This is a genomic window from Leisingera sp. McT4-56, assembly GCF_020514995.1.
GTDB lineage: Bacteria > Pseudomonadota > Alphaproteobacteria > Rhodobacterales > Rhodobacteraceae > Leisingera > Leisingera aquaemixtae_A.
In genome coordinates this window covers 1-16536 of record NZ_JAJALF010000030.1, presented here as the reverse complement: position 1 = coordinate 16536, position 16536 = coordinate 1, and the positions used below count along the sequence as shown (strand labels likewise).

Here is a 16536-nt window from a genome sequence, read left to right as displayed (position 1 = left end):
TTCGGGTATCGTGTTTCTGAGTCAGGCGGTGCGGCAGACATGCACCGCGCAAGGTGCGTGGCGGACAACGCGGGCGGCTGTCGAGCCGAGGAAAAAGTCGCTGAGCCCCGGTTTGTGGGAGCCGACGACGATGCAGTCCACGCCGTGCTGCTCCGCGTAATCGATGATGGCGCGGTAAGAGCGGCCCTTGACGATTTCCGCCGTCACATTGTCCAGGCCTGCGGTCTTTGCCGCGAGCAGCTGGCGGGCCTTGTCGAAGCCTTCTCGCACTGTGTCTTCGTCCAGGTAGGCGGTGACCGAACTGTGCACCGCCTCATAAACATGCAGCGCGGTGATCTGCCCTCTCGGATTGCACAGGGTGGCGGCGGCCTTCAGCGTGGTCTCAGATACGCCGTGATCCAGGGCCATGGGAACCAGGATTTTGTCATACATGGTTGCTCTCCGTTTGCTCCGTGCGCGGGCCTAGGCCCAGGGGTCGAGGATGATCTTGGGGGCTGCCACCGCGCCGGACCGCAGGTCGCGGAAGGCAGCTGCGCCGTCCGACAGCGGCCGCTGCTCGGGCCAGTCCAGCGGGCCGAGACGGCCGTCGAAGATTGCCTGCGCGGTGTCGCGGAAATCCTGCGCGGTATAGGTGTAGGTGCCGATGAAGGTGATTTCCTGCAGCGTCATGCGGCGGATATCCAGGCCGCCCGTGTCCTCGCCCAGTCCGACATGGGCAATCACCCCGCCGGGCGCGGCAGTTACTGAGGCCGCGGCACGGGTGGCGGCATAGCCCACGGCGTCCACCACCAGCGGTACCATACCCTGGAACTCTGCTACCGCCTTTTGCCCGCAGCGGTCCGTCAGGAAGGCCCGGCGCGCTTCGTTCGGCTCCTGTATGGTCACCTCCGCCACCCCCATCGCCCTGAGCGCCAATGCCGCAGCCAGGCCGATGGCACCGCCGCCGATCACCAGCGCGCAGCGCTCTGTGCTTGGTTGCAGCGCCTCCAGCGCCAGCCGGGCGGCGTGCCAGCTGACCGCCAGCGGTTCGGCAAGAGCGGCCTTTTCCAGAGGCACCGCCTCCGGCACGGTCACAAGGTTACACTCCGGCATCGCCACGAACTGGGCAAAGGCGCCCTCGCGCGGGGGCATGGAGATGATCTGGCGGCTGGCGCAGAGGTTTTCGCGCCCCGACGCGCAGGCAGTGCAGCTGCCGCAAGTCACCAGCGGATTGATCGTCACCCGGCGGCCCGCATGAGGGCCGTCCTCGATCACGCCGGCGGCCTCGTGCCCTAGGATCAGCGGCGCAGGCCTGCGGTTGTCGTGGCCCAGATAGGCGTGCATGTCTGAGCCGCAGATGCCGGAGGCGCGGATGCGGATCAGCTGCTCGCCCGGCTGGCCCGCGGCCATCGGCACATCGCGCAGCGCAAGCGTCTCAACCCCTTCATAAACCAAGGCTTTCATTTCGCCGTGAACCCCCCGTCAACCATCAGGATTTGCCCGGTGACATAGGCCGACGCCTCCGAGCACAGGAACAGCAGCGGCCCGTCGATATCCTCCAGCCGCCCGTTGCGGCCGATGCAGGTCTGAGCCGCATTGCGGGCGGCGCGGGCGTCATCCTCGAATACCGCCTGGGTCAGCTCAGTCGGGAAGAACCCCGGCCCGATCGCGTTGGCGGTGATGCCATGAGACGACCAGGCTTCCGCCATGGCGCGAGTTAGCTGGCCGATCCCGCCCTTGCTGGCGCCATAGGCAATGCCGCCGGGAAAGGCGCGGGTTGTCTGGAGCGAGGCGAAATTGACGATCCGCCCCCAGCCCCGCTCCTTCATCGCCGGCACCAGCACCTGGCTCAGGAAGAAGGGCGCCGAGAGGTTCAGCGCCAGGGTCTGATCCCAACCCTCCGCTGTCACCTCATCCGCGGTCTGCCGCGTGTTGACGCCCGCCGCATGCACCAGGATGTCCGGCGCCCCGAAGGGGGCGGAGACCGCCTGCCGCAGCGCTTCCAGCCCGCTGCGGTCCGCCACATCCGCGGCCGCATATGCGGCCGTCGGGCCGATCTCCGCGCAGAGGCTTTCCAAAGCCTCCGCCCGCCGCGCCACCACCACCACCTGCGCCCCGGCTGCGGCCAGCGCGATCGCTGCCCGCCGGCCCAGACCAGAGCTAGCGCCGGTGATGCAGGCGGTCCGGCCTGCCAGATCGAACAGGGTTCGCGGGTCAGCCATTGGCGGTCAGGTCAAAGGTTTCATCCGGGAAATACTTGGCCAGCCGCACGTCGGCCGCGCGGGCGTGGCCCTCCATCCCCTCCAGCCGGGCAATCCGGGCCGTGGCCTCCGCCACCGGCTTGGAGCCCTCGCGGGTGGCGCGCTGCCAGGTGACGATCTTCATGTATTTGTGGACACTGAGACCACCGGTATAGCTGGCCGCGCGCGAGGTCGGCAGCACGTGGTTGGTGCCCGCCGCCTTGTCGCCGTAAGAGACCGTGGTCTCCTCGCCCAGGAACAGCGAACCGTAGCAGGTCAGTTGCTCCAGCCACCAGTCCAGGTCCTCGGCCTGCACGGTCAGGTGCTCGGGCGCGTATTCATCGGAACAGGCGGCCATATCTTCGCGGTCCGCACAAAGGATCACCTCGGCATAGTCGCGCCAGGCCGCGGTGGCGTTCTCGCGGTTCACCTCGGGCAAATCGTCGATGTAGCCGGGCACCAGCCGCATCACTTCTTCCGCCAGGGCGCGGTCGTCCGTCACCAGCCAGACCGGGGAGTTGTAGCCATGCTCTGCCTGGCTCACCAGATCGGTGGCGACGATATGCGCATCCGCGGTGCCGTCGGCCAGGATCAGGCTGTCGGTCGGGCCTGCAATCATGTCGATGCCGACCCGGCCGAACAGGATCCGCTTGGCCTCTGCCACGAACTGGTTGCCGGGGCCGACCAGGATGTTGGCCTTGGGCAGGCCAAACAGGCCAAAGGTCATCGCCGCAACCCCCTGCACGCCGCCCATCGCCATGATCTTGTCGGCGCCGCAGATGTGGGCGGCATAAACAATGGCCGGTGCCACGCCGACGCCGGGGCGCGGCGGCGAGCAGGCAGTGATGTGCTTGCAGCCGGCCACCTTGGCGGTGGTCACGGTCATGATGGCGCTGGCAATATGGCTGTAGCGGCCGCCCGGCACATAGCAGCCCGCCGCATCCACCGGGATCACCTTCTGTCCGGTGACAAACCCGGGAGAGATTTCGGTCTCCACATTCTGCATCGTGCTTTTCTGCAGCTCGGCAAAGCGGCGCACATTGTCGTGGGAAAACTGAATGTCAGCCTTCAGTTTTTCAGGCACCAGGGCGCAGGCGGCTTCGATCTCCTCTGCCGTCAGCAGGACATTGCCTTCGTAACGGTCGAACTTGGCAGCATATTCCAGCGCCTTGGCATCGCCGCCGGCCTCAATATCATCCAGGATGCCTTGCACGATCTTATGGGTCTCGGAGGCATCCGACTTGGGGGTCAAGGCGGCATTTTTCAGATATTCACGGGTCATTTCCAGGGGGTCCTACTTGTAGATATCAGGAAGCAGCGTGGTCGAGATCGGCGGGATGTAGGCGATCAGCAGCACCACGATCAGCATGGTCAGCACGAAGGGCACGGCGCGGGCGGCGATCTTGAGGATGGATTCGCCGGTGATGCCGGAGACGACGAACAGGTTCAGCCCCAGCGGCGGGGTGATGAAGCCCACGCCCAGTGCGGTGATCATCATGATGCAGAACTGGATTTCGTTCATGCCGATGTTGTCCGCCAAGGGCTTCAGGATCGGCGCCAGGATCACGATGTTGGGGGTTGTCTCCATTACGCAGCCGGCGGCGATCAGGATGCAGATCATCAGGAGGATCAGCAGCGAGGGATCATCGGTCAGCCCGGTCACCGCGGTCACGAAACCCTGCGGCACGCCCATGATTGCCAGCGCCTCGGCTAGCGGGGCGGAAAAGGCGATGATCGGCAGGATCACCCCGTTTACCTTGGCAGAGCTGACCAGCATCGCCGGGAAGTCCGACAGCTTCAGGGTGCCGAGCAGGAAACCCATCAGGATGGTGACGACCACCGCGGTGGCGCCGGCCTCGGTCGGGGTCAGGCGGCCGGAGAAGATGCCGTAGAAGATGATGCCCGGCACGATGAAGGCATACCAGCCGGATTTCAGCGCATGGCCCAGGTTGCCCAGCCATTCGCCCACCCCCATGTTGCCGCCGGTCTCATAGGTATAGAGCCGGTTCATGATGATGTTGGTGACCAGGATCGACACCAGGATCGCCAGACCCGGGATCAGCGCCGCCAGGAACAGGGTGGAGGCGGAAATGCCCAGCACCAGGCCGATGATGATATAGGCGATGGAGGGCGGGATCAGGATGCCGGTGCAGGCGCCCGCTGCCACCAGCGCGCAGGCATAGGGCCGCGGGTAGCCGCTTTCGACCAGCCGCGCGATGGTCATCCGCCCGACGGCCGCAGCGCCGGCGGCGTCAGAGCCGGAGATCGCCGCGAACATGCCGCAGACCAGCACCGTGGCAGAGCCGAAGCCGCCCCGTGTCCAGCAGGTCAGCGCCTCGGCCACATCCAGGAACTTCTTGCTGAGGCCGGTCCGGACCAGCACGTCGCCGGTCAGGATGAACAAGGGCACCGCGGTCAGCGCAAAGGCGTCGATGCCGGTGAACAGGCTTTCACCGATGGCGCTCAGCGGCAGGTCGCCGGACATCACCAGCATGGTGATCGCCGCCGCGCCGATGGCAGCCCAGACCGGCACCGCCAGCGCAATCAGCGCCACGAACATGATCACCGGCAGAAAGAAGTCCCAGCCCAGTTCGACCGTATGATTGAGTGAATTCCACAGCATCGCTCAGGCCCCTCAATCAAACAGCTTGTCGCCTTCAAAGACGGGCGTGCCGTCGCGAAGGCTGCGGTAATCGCGCAGGAAGGATTGCAGCAGGCGCCAGATCATCAGGGCAAAGCCCGCGGGCACCGCCATCAGGAACCAGACCATCGACACCCGCAACCCGTGGCTGACCGATCCGAATTTGGCCGAGACCAGCACCGTCTCGAACGACCAGTAAAGCGCCACCAAGGCCACGATGAACATCACCAGGTCGCCGAAGATATAGATCAGCGCCTTGGGCCGGGGCCCCAGGTAATGCAGGATCACGTCGATACGGATATGGGCGCGCTCCTTGACCGCCGCCGCGGCGCCGATCCAGGCCAGGTAGATAAAGGAATAGCGGACGATCTCCTCGCCCCAGATCGAGGAAAAGGCAAACAGCTCGCGCCGGATCACCTCGATCGCCATGGTGATGACCAGCATCACATAGAACACCAGGAGCAGCCAGCGTTCTGCGTTCTTGTCGATGTTTCGCAGGATGTGCATTTCCATTCCCGGGGTTCAGGCACACCCCCGCAGCCAGCCCAGCGGGCTGTTGCAAAGGCGGCTGTTGAAAAATGCGGGGGCCGGACGAAGGTGCCCCCGCCCTCTGAGGCTCAGGCGTCGTGGACGTAGTATTTGCCCTGGGTGCCTGCGGCCTCTTCCAGCTTGGCGAAGCTCTCCATCGAGCCTGCCAGCTCGGTCTTGAAGGAATCCCACTCGCTGCGCTGATAGCCGCCGGCCTCTTGCCACTCGCCCAGTTGATCGTCGCTGAGGGTATGGAATTCGACACCGGCCTTGGTCAGTTCCGCCATCGCATAGGCGCGGGCGGAGGGCACTTTGGACAGGTTCTGATGCGCGGTCATTTCCGACCCCCACATCACACCGTCCTGCACGTCGGCAGGCAATGCGTTGAACCATTCCAGATTGCAGGAATAGACCTGACTGTCCGGCACCGCCTGGGTGAAGGTCACATGGCTCAGGATGTCCTTGAAGCCAAAGACATATAGTGCCCCGACCGACGGATCGAGCGCATCCGCCACCCCCTGCTTGATGGCGGAGGGCGTCTCGCCCCAGGCCACTGGCGTCGGGTTGGCACCGACCATGCGGTAATACTGCTGCAGCATCTTGGATCCCGGCACCCGGAATTTCACACCGGCCATGTCACCCGGCGACATTACCGCGTTGCCGCCCTTGCGCACCGCCACCACGCGGGGGTCGATATTGACATAGAACAGCGCCTTGAAGCCGGCGGCCTCCACCTTGGGGTGCACTTCCGCCTTCCAGAAGTCGGAGTTCACCAGATTGGTGAACCGCTGGTTGGAGCCGCAGAGATAGGGCATGTTGATCAGGTCAACGGTGGAGGCGAAGGGCGCAAAATTCGACAGCGAATGCTGCGCCGCCTGAATGGTGCCGCCCTGCACCTTCTGCACCAGCGCACCGCCCGCACCCAGCTGTCCGCCAGGGGCCAGTTTGACATAGATCTTGCCGTTGGTGGCGTTCTGGATGTTCTCCTTGAGATCCAGCTGCATGATCGGATAGCTGCGCGACGCGCCCAGCACATAGGCCGTGGCAACGGTCATGATATGCTCGGCCGCGCGCTCCCGCTCTTTCTCTTCCTTGGCGGTTTGCGCGGCGGCTTCGGACGACCAAAGCACCCCGCCGGCGCCGGCCACCAGCGCCGCGGTGAAAGAGCCGGCCGAGGCCAGTTTCAGAAAGTTGCGGCGCTCAGCAGATTTGAGGCCATCCTTGCCATTCGTCATTGTCTTCCTCCCTAAAGATCCGTCAGCTGCCGTTCTTGTTCTTGTGGTCAGCCTCGCGCTTGAGAATGGCCGCCACGAACAGGATCGAGGCAGCGAACAGAACCAGCATCTCTCCGACATCGCCCAGGAAGCCGCCGCCGCCAAAGGCGCCCATGGCGACATTGGCAAAGAACACGGCAAAGACGGCAGCGGCAGCCCAGAGAAACATCGCAAGTTCCCGGTTTGTTATCCCAACCCTATTTGTAAGCGCTTACATCAATAATGCAAGCGCTTACATCGGCAGCTGGCAAGCGCTGCATTTTGTGGTATGACGAGGGGCAAAGGAAATGGCAGACGTCACATGGGAAAAACCCGCTCAGCTCCGACACTTAACGATGTTGCAAAGGCCGCGGGCGTTTCCACCGCCACGGTGTCGCGCTGCCTGAATTCTCCGGACCGGGTGATCGAGGCTACCCGCCAGAGGGTGATGCAGGCGGTCGAATCACTGGGCTATACGCCGAATTTCGCGGCCCGCGTGATGGCAGCCAAGCGCAGCTTCACAATCGGCGCCATCATTCCAACCATGGACAACGCCATTTTTGCCCGCGGCCTGCAGGCCTTTCAGGACCAGCTGCACGAGAACGGCTATACGCTCCTGGTGTCCAGCTCGGCTTACGACCCTGAGGCGGAACGCGAGCAGATCCGCACCCTGGTGGCCCGCGGCGCCGACGGGCTGCTGCTGATCGGGCACGCGCGCGACGAAGAAATCTACGAGTATCTGGAGCGCCACCAGGTCCGGTCACTGGTCGCCTGGTCCTACGATCCCGAGGCGCAGCGGCCCTCTGTCGGATTCAGAAACGCAGACGCCATGTGCGAACTGGCGCGGAGCGTGATTTCAGCCGGCCACCAGCGGATTGCCATGATCTCGGGCATGACACAGGGCAACGACCGGGCGCAGGGCCGGGTGCAGGGCGTCAGGCAGGCGATGGCGGAATGCGGGCTGGACCCCAGTGCCTTGACACTGATCGAAACAGCCTACGAGATTGACAAGGGCGCCGAGGCCTTCGGGCGTTTGATGGCCCTGACGCTACGCCCGACGGCAGTCATGTGCGGCAACGATGTGCTGGCCGCCGGCGCTCTGCGCGAGGCGCGCAAACTGGGGGTCCAGGTGCCTGAGCAAGTTTCGGTGACGGGGTTCGATGACATCGAACTGGCCGAGATCGTCAGCCCCGCCCTGACCACTGTTCATGTTCCCCACCGTGAAATGGGACGCAAGGCAGCCTGCGAACTGACAGCTATGGTGGAAGGTAAGTCGGAAGGCCGGTCAATCTGCATCAATACAAGAGTTGTTTCCCGCAATTCATTGGCCGAGCCTCCTATTCAGACATAGGGAAATCGCCCACTGCTTTTTTTAGTACGTCCTGAAGCATTGGGAAATTTACCCTTGCACTGTGAGCGACCGTTTCTAGCTCGTAAGGGGTGCGCTCACGCATGCAGCGGGTTTCCACTTCGTCCGCGCTGTGCCGGCCTCTCCGAGGCCTCCGCTCACGATGATGCGGGTAGTGGTGATATTTCTCACCGCGCCAGACTGGATCAGTTGCCAGGCAAGGCGCAGGGTCGCAAACAGGTGTTCATTCACACCTACTCATACCAAGGGCAGCCATTTCAGCTGTACACGAAGCCGTTTAGCAGCGGTTTGCTGGTTCTCAGCAGATTTCTTCGCAGACGCCTGCCGGGCCGCGGGAAATACCGTTGCCAGACGACTGTGGCGCTCTCTGAAGTACGAACGGATCCACCTGCACGCCTGGGAGTATGGTTCGGAAGCCAACGCAGGTTTCCGCACTGGATCGAGTTCTGCAATCGAAGGCGCCGCCACTTAGCCATGTTGGCGGGCCGCCAACTGCAGTCCTCCGGCTGGGAGAAGGAAACCAAACCCGATCAGCAAGAGCAGTGAAAAATCTAAGTTACGCATCATACTGCCCAAACTTTGGGAAGCAGCTCAATTCCGCGTCACGCAGCGCTGCCAGCCAGCGTTCGGCAGGCATCATGACCCGTGCTCTTGCTTTCATAGCGGCAGGGTAAGGGAACTCCTCGCTTTGGAAATGCGTCCTGCAAGGGGAAAGGCGCGGCAGCGCCTAAGTCTCAGACCGTGAGCAGCTTCTTGTACATCTCCAGAAGAAATACCTCCGCTTCTGCGTAGCGGTCTTCCGCCTTGGCAGGGGCAATTTCCTCAATCTGGACATCGAAGTCGGCATAGTGCTGTGTGGTGGCCCAGATCGAGAACAGCAGATGATGCGGGTCGACGGTTGCGATCTTGCCCTCCTGCATCCAGTCCTCAAGCATCAGGATCTTGGCGTTGTAGAGGTCCTTCAGCGGACCGAAGATCTCGCTGCGGTTTTGCGGCTGGCCGCTCAGCAGCTCATTGGCGAAGAACTTGCTTTCCCGGGGGAAGTTCCGCGACACCTCAAGCTTGCGGCGGATGTATTCGCAGATCTCGTCGATCGGTTCGCCGCGCGGGCTGAGCATGCTGAGGGGGGCCATCCACAGCTGCAGCGTGCGGCCGAGAAGCTCCTGCCGGATCGCGTCCTTGCTTTCGAAGTAGTAGAGCAGGTTTGGGGTGGTCAGCCCGGCGGTCTTGGCGATCATGTTGATCGATGCGCCGGAGGAGCCGTGCCGGGCAAAGACCTCAAGCGCGGCGGCCATGATCTGTTCCGTTTTCTGACGCTGAATCTTGGTCTTCGGTTTCTCTGATGCCATGCGCGCCATGCGGAATCCGCCATTTCATATCAATCTGAATCGGCGCTGTCTTGGCACAACTCGAGAGCGAAGGCCAGCGGGCCGGGCGGTTGGGCGGTCCGAAGAAGGGCGCCGGAGTCAGAACCGGCGGGCAGGGGAGGCTGCCCGCCGGAAGGCTGTGCCGTCAGGGGAGATGGTTACGACGCAGCCAACATCGGGGACGACAAGGTGCTGTCCTCGCGGAAGGCCGGGATGATGTGATCACCGTAGTCGGCGATGATCTTCTCCTCGTCGCCGCTGTCCAGGTAGATGTTGAACTGGGTGGTGCCCGCCGCTTCGAGATCGCGGATCTTGGCGATATGCTCATCCGGGGTGCCCAGCACGCAGAAGCTCTTGACGATGTCTTCTGTGATGAAGTCCAGATACGGGTTATCGCTCTGGCCGTGCTTGGAGTAGTCGTAGCCCTTGCGGTTCTTGATGTAGTCGGTCAGGCTGGTCGGGACGTGATCGCCGCCGGTGCCGTATTTCTCAACGATGTCAGCGACATGGTTGCCGACCATGGCAGGGAACCACTTGGTCTTTTCGATGCCTTCCTCAATCGAACCGGTATGGGCGGGCGCTGCCGCCATCACGCGGTAGTTCGACATGTCGCGGCCTTCGGCCTCACCGCCGGCCTTGGCCTGATCCGCCAGCCATTTGATGATCTTGGGCTCGGCAATCTGCAGCACCACGCCGTCGCCGACCTTGCCGGCCGAGGCCAACGCCTTGGGGCCGTAGGCGCCGATCCAGACCGGCAGCTCATAGCCCTGGGCCCAAGGGAATTTTACCGGTTCGGGGCATTCGCCGTACTGCACTTCCTCACCGCGGATCAGCGATTTGACCACATGGGTGAATTCTTCCATCCGCTTGATGGTCGAGGGCTTCTTGCCCATAACCCGCACGGCGCTGTCGCCGCGGCCCAGGCCGATGTCGAAACGGCCGCCGGACTGTTTCGCCAGCGAGCCGAACAGCGAGGCCGCAACCGACCATTCGCGCGAGTTCGGGTTGGTCACCAGCGGGCCGAAGCGCATGTTGGTGGTGTGCTCCATGCACATCGCCATCGCGACAAAGCTTTCGCGCCACAGGATGTGGCTGTCGTAGAACCAGCAGTAGGTGAAGCCTGCGTTCTCGGCCTGGCGGACCAGGGCGCGGGCGCGTTCGGGCTCAACGAAGCCCTTGAAGCAAATACCGAATTCCATGTGTGTTTCCTCCTCGTTGGAATCTCAGTGATCGGGGGCCCAGATGCGGATGCCCGCATGGGTGAAGGGCACCGCCTTGGAAATGTTCTGGCGGATCAGGATCGGGGTGATCGCCTCGATGCAGCGGGCGGCCTCGGCGTCGCCGGCGTTGTAGGCCTGGACATCCAGCGCGCCGACCAGCTCGATCACCTTCTTTCGGGCAGGCAGGCTGTTGCCGCACACCAGGATGTCGCAGTTGATCGGCCAGTCCAGATTGTTGAGCGTGGTGGCAGAGACGTTGTGCAGCGCGCCGATCACCGGGATTTCGTCGCCCAGAAGCGCCTGCGCGGCCTCGGTGGCGGAGCCTTCGGGGGGCATCTCCACCTTTTTGGGGTCGCCTTCTTTCAGCGGCACCACGATGTCGACCAGGATCTTGCCCGCGAGGCCCGGCTTCAGCGCCTCCAGCGTGGCGTTATGGGCCGAAAACGGCACCGCCAGGATCACCATCTCATCCGCCGCCGCGGTGGCGGTTTCGTTGTCGAGACCGGTGATTTCGGCGGCGCCCGCGGGCAGCTTCGCCATCAGCTCTGCCGCGATGCCGGCGCTGCGTTCGCCATCGCGCGAGCCGAGCGCCACTTTGATCCCTGCGCGGGCAAAGCGCAACGCAAGCCCCTGTCCCTGCGGCCCGGTGCCGCCAATGATTGCGATCCTCATCGGAACATATCCTCCTGTTTTTTCCTGAGTATGTCGGCGCCGCGGCTGTCGGCGGGCTGCCAGTCTAGCCCGCGCAGAAGCACCGCCGGTGTCTTTCCGTTCTTGCGCACCACCAGCCCCGAGGCGGCGGCGATTTCATCCGCCAGTGCGGGTTCGGTCACCTGCAGCGGCCTGCCCCAGGCGTCGGTATTGCCCTGTTCGCGGATGGTTGCGGGCACCTTTGCCAGGCCGATCGCCACATTGACCTGGCCCAGCCGCCAGGGGCGGCCGAAGGTGTCGGTCATCACCACGCCGATTTCGGCGTCAAAACGGTGCGACAAATCCTGCTGCAGCCGGGCGCAGCTGGCATCCGGATCGGGCGGCAGCACCATCGCCGCGTCCTCCTCGCCGAAGTTTGATTCATCCACCGCCGCATTGGCGGAGATGAAGCCGAGCCGGTGCTCGCAGATCATCGTGCCCTCGTTCTGGTCCGGGCGGCGGAAGGCGCGCACCACGCGGGTGCTTTCGCGCAGCACGATCTCGACCTTGCGGGGGTCCTTGTTCAGCTCTTCGGCGTATTTCAGCGCCTCTGCCGAGGGCGTCACCGAGGCCAGCGGGATGATGCAGCCCTCCGCCTTGGAAAATACCTTCTGCGCGACACACAGGATGTCGCCGCGTTTCAGCGGCAGACCGGCCCGGTCCAGGCAATCGCCCAGGACCGCGGCCAGATCGTCGCCGTTTCGGATATCCGGAACGCCGGGAATAGCGGTGAGAGAGACGGAGAGGCTCATTGCGCGCCCTCCCGCACCAGCGCCCGCGGGTTATGGGCCAGCAGGTGATCAAGATCCTCGGCGGTGTCGACGTCGATCCGCAGGCTGGCCAGCGGCAGTACCTTGGGGCAAAGCCCGGCGGCCTCAGCCGCCTGCAGATGCGCGATCAGAGATTTCCGCCCGTAGCGGAACGGGAAGGGGCAGGGCAGGGGCGCCAGCAGCGCATTTGTGCCCAGATCCTTGGCCGGGCAAAACACCGCACTGGCCTCATCCAGCGGGTGCGCCAGCAGGCGGGTGAGGTCGTCCACGGACGGGGCGGCGAGGTCGCCGGGCAGAACGCAGAGCGCGCCGTATCCCTGCTGCGCCGCCCAGCCGGCGGCGGCTTCCACCGCCAGCGATAGCGAGCCGGGGTCCTGGTCGTCGATGCAGATCAGGCCGGCCTGGTGGGCGATCCGGGCAATCACCGGGCTGTGGGAAACCACGGCGATGTCAACCGCATCGCCGGGGAGCCGGGCAAGGGCCTCTTGAAGTTTCGAGACGGTGGCCTGGAAAAGGCCCTCTGCCAACACCTTTCTCTCTTGCGGCGTCAAGGCAACCGCAAGCCGGGTCTTGGCCTTTGACGGGTCTTTCATCGGGATCACGGCCAGCCGCTTGCCGCTGTTCGTTCCGCGGGTCATGCGCTTGCCTCCAGATGGGCCGGGGCAAAGGCTAGGTCCACGATTTCGCGGGCCAGCCGGGCCTTGTCCTCTTGGGTTTTCATCAGGATGCGGCTGCAGACCGGCTCCAGCCCCTCGGCGCGGATGGCGTCCCCAAGCGCAGCATCGGCGTGGTCGATGAGCAATGTCGCGGCGAGACCGCGGTAGCGGCGGGCGACGCCAATTGCATCTGCCCGCTCCCCCAGTGCCTGCATCATCCGGTCGGCGGGGCCTTTCACGACTTTGCCGGCGATGAAGGGGCTGACCGCGATCTTGGGGGCGGCGGAGGCCTGCACCGCGTCCGCTATGCCCGGCACGCCCAGGATCGGGGCAATGCTGACCAGCGGATTGGACGGCGCAATCACGATCAGGTCTGCCGCGCGGACCGCTTCCAGCGCCTCCGGCGTCGGACGGGCCTGGCCGAGGCCCTCGAAAGCCAGTTCCCGGACCTCCGGCGCGCAGCGTTCGCGCACGAAATACTCCTGGAAACTCAGCCAGCCCGCATCGGTGCGCACCCGGGTCTGCACGGTATCATCGGTGGGCAGCACGATCTCTGCCGCGACGCCAAAAGCGTGGGCAACGTCGCGGGCGATCTCGCTGTGCCGGTCGCCGCGCCGCCGCCGCATAGTGCGGTAGATGTGCAGGCCGAAGTCGCGGTCGCCCAGCGACATCCATGTGTCCGCGCCCAGTTTATTGAGTGTTTCCAGCGCCCGGTGGCCCTCATCCGCGACGCCCCAGCCCTGGGTGCGGTCGATCACATCGGCCAGGCTGTAGGTCAGGGTGTCGATATCGGGCGACACCCAGAGGCCGTGAAAGTTATCGTCATCCGCGACGTTGCCAATGACCGACAGTGCCACGTCCGGCAGAGCTGCCAGGCCCTCGGCCATCTTGGCACCGCCAACGCCGCCGGCCAGCAGCGTCACCATATGTTTGCCTGCGCTGCTCATTCCGCGGCCTCCAGCGCTGGGCGCTCCGGGAACATCTCGAGAAAGGCCAGCGGGTCGCGGCCCTGGCGGTCCACCAGCGGCGCGATCACCTCGGGGTCGTGGTGTTCATAAACCTCGCGGACACCGTAGGTCGTGCCGCGGCGCACCGGCACCCGGCCCGCGGCGCGGATGATCTGCACCAGCTCTCGGGCGGTGATTTCCTGGCCATGGTCCGATCCGGCCGCGCGGGAGATGCTTTCGTTCATCAGCGTGCCGCCCAAGTCATTGACCCCGCGCGACAGCATCTCTTGCGCCCGCGCCGCGCCCAGCTTGGTCCAGCTAACCTGGATGTTGTCGATCCAGCCGTGCAGCATGATGCGCGAGACCGCGTGCATCAGGTCCACCTCCAGCGCGGTGGGGCCGGGGCGCACCTTGTCCGGGTTCTGCGCCCAGAGGGGCGATTCCGTGTGCACGAAGGAGAGCGGCACCAGCTCGGTAAAGCCGCCGGTGTCCTTCTGGATGTCGCGCAGCAGGCGGATGTGCGCGGCCCAGTGCTGGGGCCCGTCGATATGGCCGTACATGATGGTGGCGGTGGTCGGGATGCCAACCTCATGCGCGGCGCGGATGATCTCGACCCATTTCTCGGCGCTCAGCTTGTTCTTGGTCAGCTGCATCCGCACTTCGGTATCGAGGATTTCCGCCGCGGTTCCGGGCATCGAGCCGAGGCCCGCCTCCTTCAGATCGGCCAGGAAGTCATGATAGGACATCTTGGTCTTGGAGGCGCCGTACCAGATCTCAAACGGGGAGAAGGCGTGGATGTGCATGTCCGGCAGCGCCGCTTTGATGGCACGGACGATGTCGCGGTAATAGGTGCCTTCCATCTTTGGGTGCAGGCCGCCCTGGATGCAGACCTCGGTGGCGCCGCGGTCCCAGGCCTGCTGCGCGCGCGCCACGATCTGCGCGGGCTCCAGCCATTCGGCGTCCTTGTCCTCGCTGCGCTTGGCAAAGCCGCAGAAGCGGCAGCCCATGTAACAGATGTTGGTGAAGTTGATGTTGCGGTTGACCACGAAGGACACCCGGTCGCCGTTGGCGCGGCGGCGCAATTCGTCGGCGGTGGCATAGACCGCTTCTGCATCGGCGCCCGTTGCGCGGAACAGCTCTGTGCCTTCGGCTTCGGAAACCTCTCCGCCTTCCAGAGCCATCTCCAGAATGGCGCGGACCGGGGCAGAGGCGGCGCTGACGGCGGCCGGGACTGCGGCAAACTTCTCTGCGGGGGGCTGGATGGTCATGCTGTTTCTCCCATGTGCTGCTGGTCGCGTGCCAGGCCGTTGGCCTGCGCCATGCCGGAGGCGCGGGCCAGAATTTCCGGGTCGATGAAGCCGCTTCCGGCGGCCAGGTAGCTGGGGTAGACCGTCAGCCGCTCGCGCAGCTGGAACCGGGCCTGGGTGCAGGAGGCGGCAAGCTGGCGGATCTCCGGCCATTCATGCTGGGGGTTGATGAAGTCGATGGTGACCGGTGAGATCCCGCCCCAGTCGTTGATGCCTGCGTCCAGGTAGGCCAGGTGGCGGGCACTGAGATTCGGCGGCGCCTGCAGGCTGATGTCCGGCGACAGGATGATGCGGGCTGCCGCGATGGTGCGCAGCATGTCTTCCAGCGGCGGCTCCGGGTGGTTCGCCATGGCGATATCCGGCTTGCGCTGGAAGTTCTGGATGATCACTTCCTGGATGTGGCCGTGGCGGGCGTGGGCGTCATTGATCGCGTGCAGCGCCTCGATCCGCTCTTCGAAGTTTTCTCCGATTCCGATCAGAAGGCCAGTGGTGAACGGCACCCTTTTCTCGCCTGCTCGCTCCAGGGTGCGCAGCCGCTGCACCGGAACTTTGTCGGGGCAGGCATAATGCGGCTGGCCCTTGCGGGTCAGGCGGCGGCTGACGGTTTCCAGCATCATGCCCATCGAGGCTGACACCGGCCGCAAGAGGTCGATCTCTTCGCTGGTCAGCGTGCCGGCATTGACGTGCGGCAACAGCGAGGTTTCCCGCAGCACCAGCGCGCACATCTCGGCCAGATAGGCGGTCAGGCTGGAATAGCCGAGCCTCTCCAGCGCTTTGCGCGCCTTCTCGTAGCGCAGTTCCGGTTTCTCGCCGAGGCTGAACAGCAGCTCCTTGCAGCCTTCCCGTTCGCCGCGGCGGGCGGTGGCCAGCACCTGCTCCGGCGTCATGATGTTCGCCTCGGGCGAGTCGGGATGCTTGACGAAGGTGCAGTAGCCGCAGGTGTCACGGCACATGTTGGTCAGCGGCACAAAGGCCTTGCGGGAATAGGTGACGGTGCGCCCCCAATGGGCATCGCGGATCTGGCGGGCGTGGGCCATCAAGGCGTGCAGGTCCCCGGTCACCGCCCAGGATTCACTCGGTTTGGTCAGTTGAATGTTCATGGGCTCCTCCTGCATCTAGGTTTGTGGGAGTCCCGGATTCTGTCAACAAAATTTTTGACTACTAGATAAAAAGTATCACCCGAATGCTTATTAACAATATGAAATTAAAAGAAACAATGCGCATTGCGTGGTGCGGCGGTATATTTTAATTGACTGTATGCTAAAAATTTGACTAGCTGGTAAAAAACAAGAAACATGATGAATGACGCCATCCGACTCACCCGTGAGACGGGTCCGGCGCAATGGGAGGAGAACGGCCGTGCTGATTGGAACGCCAAAAGAGCTGGCGCCAGGTGAAAACCGTGTAGCGATGACGCCGGAGTCTGCGGCGCAGCTGCAGAAGCTGGGGTACACTTGCGCGATCGAGACCGGGGCGGGGGCTGCGGCGGGGTTTTCCGATGCGGCTTATGAGGCCGCGGGGGTGGAGATCATCAAGACCCCGGCGGCGCTGTGGAAGGCCTGCGACATC

17 protein-coding genes and 1 pseudogene are annotated in these 16536 nt (G+C 64.2%); 2 read left to right on the top strand and 16 right to left on the bottom strand.

Features of this window, described 5'->3' with window-relative positions; all coding sequences use genetic code 11:
• Positions 1–21: 21 nt before the first annotated feature.
• The 8 genes from LHL23_RS21485 to LHL23_RS21450 all read right to left on the bottom strand — a co-directional run bounded on the left by LHL23_RS21485 (position 22) and on the right by LHL23_RS21450 (position 6831).
• Positions 22–432: a universal stress protein gene (locus tag LHL23_RS21485; RefSeq protein WP_226431496.1), complete on the bottom strand. Its 411-nt coding sequence runs from the start codon at positions 430–432 to the stop codon at positions 22–24.
• A gap of 30 nt (positions 433–462) precedes the next feature.
• Positions 463–1443, bottom strand: coding sequence for an alcohol dehydrogenase catalytic domain-containing protein (locus LHL23_RS21480; RefSeq protein WP_226431495.1), 981 nt, complete (start codon positions 1441–1443; stop codon positions 463–465).
• Complete coding sequence (locus LHL23_RS21475) at positions 1440–2201, bottom strand: SDR family NAD(P)-dependent oxidoreductase (RefSeq protein WP_226431494.1); 762 nt, start codon at positions 2199–2201, stop codon at positions 1440–1442. The genes LHL23_RS21480 and LHL23_RS21475 overlap by 4 nt, the downstream gene beginning before the upstream one ends.
• Entirely contained in the window at positions 2194–3501 is a 1308-nt protein-coding gene (gene hisD / locus LHL23_RS21470; RefSeq protein ID WP_226431493.1) for a histidinol dehydrogenase, read from the bottom strand. The genes LHL23_RS21475 and hisD overlap by 8 nt, the downstream gene beginning before the upstream one ends.
• Before the next feature lie 12 nt (positions 3502–3513).
• Positions 3514–4842 carry a TRAP transporter large permease gene (locus tag LHL23_RS21465; RefSeq protein ID WP_226431492.1) on the bottom strand — a complete coding sequence of 443 codons (1329 nt, stop codon included), beginning with the start codon at positions 4840–4842 and terminating at the stop codon, positions 3514–3516.
• A 12-nt stretch (positions 4843–4854) separates the two neighbouring features.
• Complete coding sequence (locus LHL23_RS21460; RefSeq protein WP_065266141.1) at positions 4855–5367, bottom strand: TRAP transporter small permease; 513 nt, start codon at positions 5365–5367, stop codon at positions 4855–4857.
• Positions 5368–5477: 110 nt separating this feature from the next.
• Positions 5478–6623 carry a TRAP transporter substrate-binding protein gene (locus LHL23_RS21455; RefSeq protein WP_226431491.1) on the bottom strand — a complete coding sequence of 382 codons (1146 nt, stop codon included), beginning with the start codon at positions 6621–6623 and terminating at the stop codon, positions 5478–5480.
• A gap of 22 nt (positions 6624–6645) precedes the next feature.
• On the bottom strand, positions 6646–6831 hold the full coding sequence (locus LHL23_RS21450; protein WP_019296365.1) for a hypothetical protein: 186 nt from the start codon (positions 6829–6831) through the stop codon (positions 6646–6648).
• Between the two features lie 132 nt (positions 6832–6963).
• Between LHL23_RS21450 and LHL23_RS21445 the strand changes: the two genes are divergently transcribed.
• Positions 6964–7992: a LacI family DNA-binding transcriptional regulator gene (locus LHL23_RS21445; RefSeq protein ID WP_226431490.1), complete on the top strand. Its 1029-nt coding sequence runs from the start codon at positions 6964–6966 to the stop codon at positions 7990–7992.
• A 752-nt stretch (positions 7993–8744) separates the two neighbouring features.
• On the opposite strand, the gene LHL23_RS21440 is transcribed toward LHL23_RS21445, so the two are convergent.
• The 8 genes from LHL23_RS21440 to cofG form a co-directional block, all read right to left on the bottom strand.
• A complete protein-coding gene (locus LHL23_RS21440; RefSeq protein WP_226431489.1) occupies positions 8745–9368 on the bottom strand; it encodes a TetR family transcriptional regulator C-terminal domain-containing protein in 624 nt (207 codons plus the stop codon).
• A gap of 167 nt (positions 9369–9535) precedes the next feature.
• Entirely contained in the window at positions 9536–10576 is a 1041-nt protein-coding gene (locus LHL23_RS21435) for a TIGR03842 family LLM class F420-dependent oxidoreductase (protein ID WP_226431488.1), read from the bottom strand.
• A gap of 24 nt (positions 10577–10600) precedes the next feature.
• A complete protein-coding gene (gene npdG / locus LHL23_RS21430; protein ID WP_226431487.1) occupies positions 10601–11269 on the bottom strand; it encodes an NADPH-dependent F420 reductase in 669 nt (222 codons plus the stop codon).
• Positions 11266–12039 carry a coenzyme F420-0:L-glutamate ligase gene (cofE, locus tag LHL23_RS21425; protein ID WP_226431486.1) on the bottom strand — a complete coding sequence of 258 codons (774 nt, stop codon included), beginning with the start codon at positions 12037–12039 and terminating at the stop codon, positions 11266–11268. The genes npdG and cofE overlap by 4 nt, the downstream gene beginning before the upstream one ends.
• Positions 12036–12695 carry a 2-phospho-L-lactate guanylyltransferase gene (gene cofC, locus LHL23_RS21420; protein WP_226431485.1) on the bottom strand — a complete coding sequence of 220 codons (660 nt, stop codon included), beginning with the start codon at positions 12693–12695 and terminating at the stop codon, positions 12036–12038. The genes cofE and cofC overlap by 4 nt, the downstream gene beginning before the upstream one ends.
• Complete coding sequence (gene cofD / locus LHL23_RS21415; protein WP_226431484.1) at positions 12692–13660, bottom strand: 2-phospho-L-lactate transferase; 969 nt, start codon at positions 13658–13660, stop codon at positions 12692–12694. The genes cofC and cofD overlap by 4 nt, the downstream gene beginning before the upstream one ends.
• Complete coding sequence (gene cofH, locus LHL23_RS21410; protein ID WP_226431483.1) at positions 13657–14928, bottom strand: 5-amino-6-(D-ribitylamino)uracil--L-tyrosine 4-hydroxyphenyl transferase CofH; 1272 nt, start codon at positions 14926–14928, stop codon at positions 13657–13659. The genes cofD and cofH overlap by 4 nt, the downstream gene beginning before the upstream one ends.
• Positions 14925–16067: a 7,8-didemethyl-8-hydroxy-5-deazariboflavin synthase CofG gene (gene cofG / locus LHL23_RS21405; protein ID WP_226431482.1), complete on the bottom strand. Its 1143-nt coding sequence runs from the start codon at positions 16065–16067 to the stop codon at positions 14925–14927. Before cofG ends, cofH begins: the two co-directional genes overlap by 4 nt.
• Before the next feature lie 259 nt (positions 16068–16326).
• On the opposite strand from cofG, the pseudogene LHL23_RS21400 reads away from it, so the two are divergent.
• A pseudogene (locus tag LHL23_RS21400) lies at positions 16327–16536 on the top strand (Re/Si-specific NAD(P)(+) transhydrogenase subunit alpha); the annotation flags it as partial.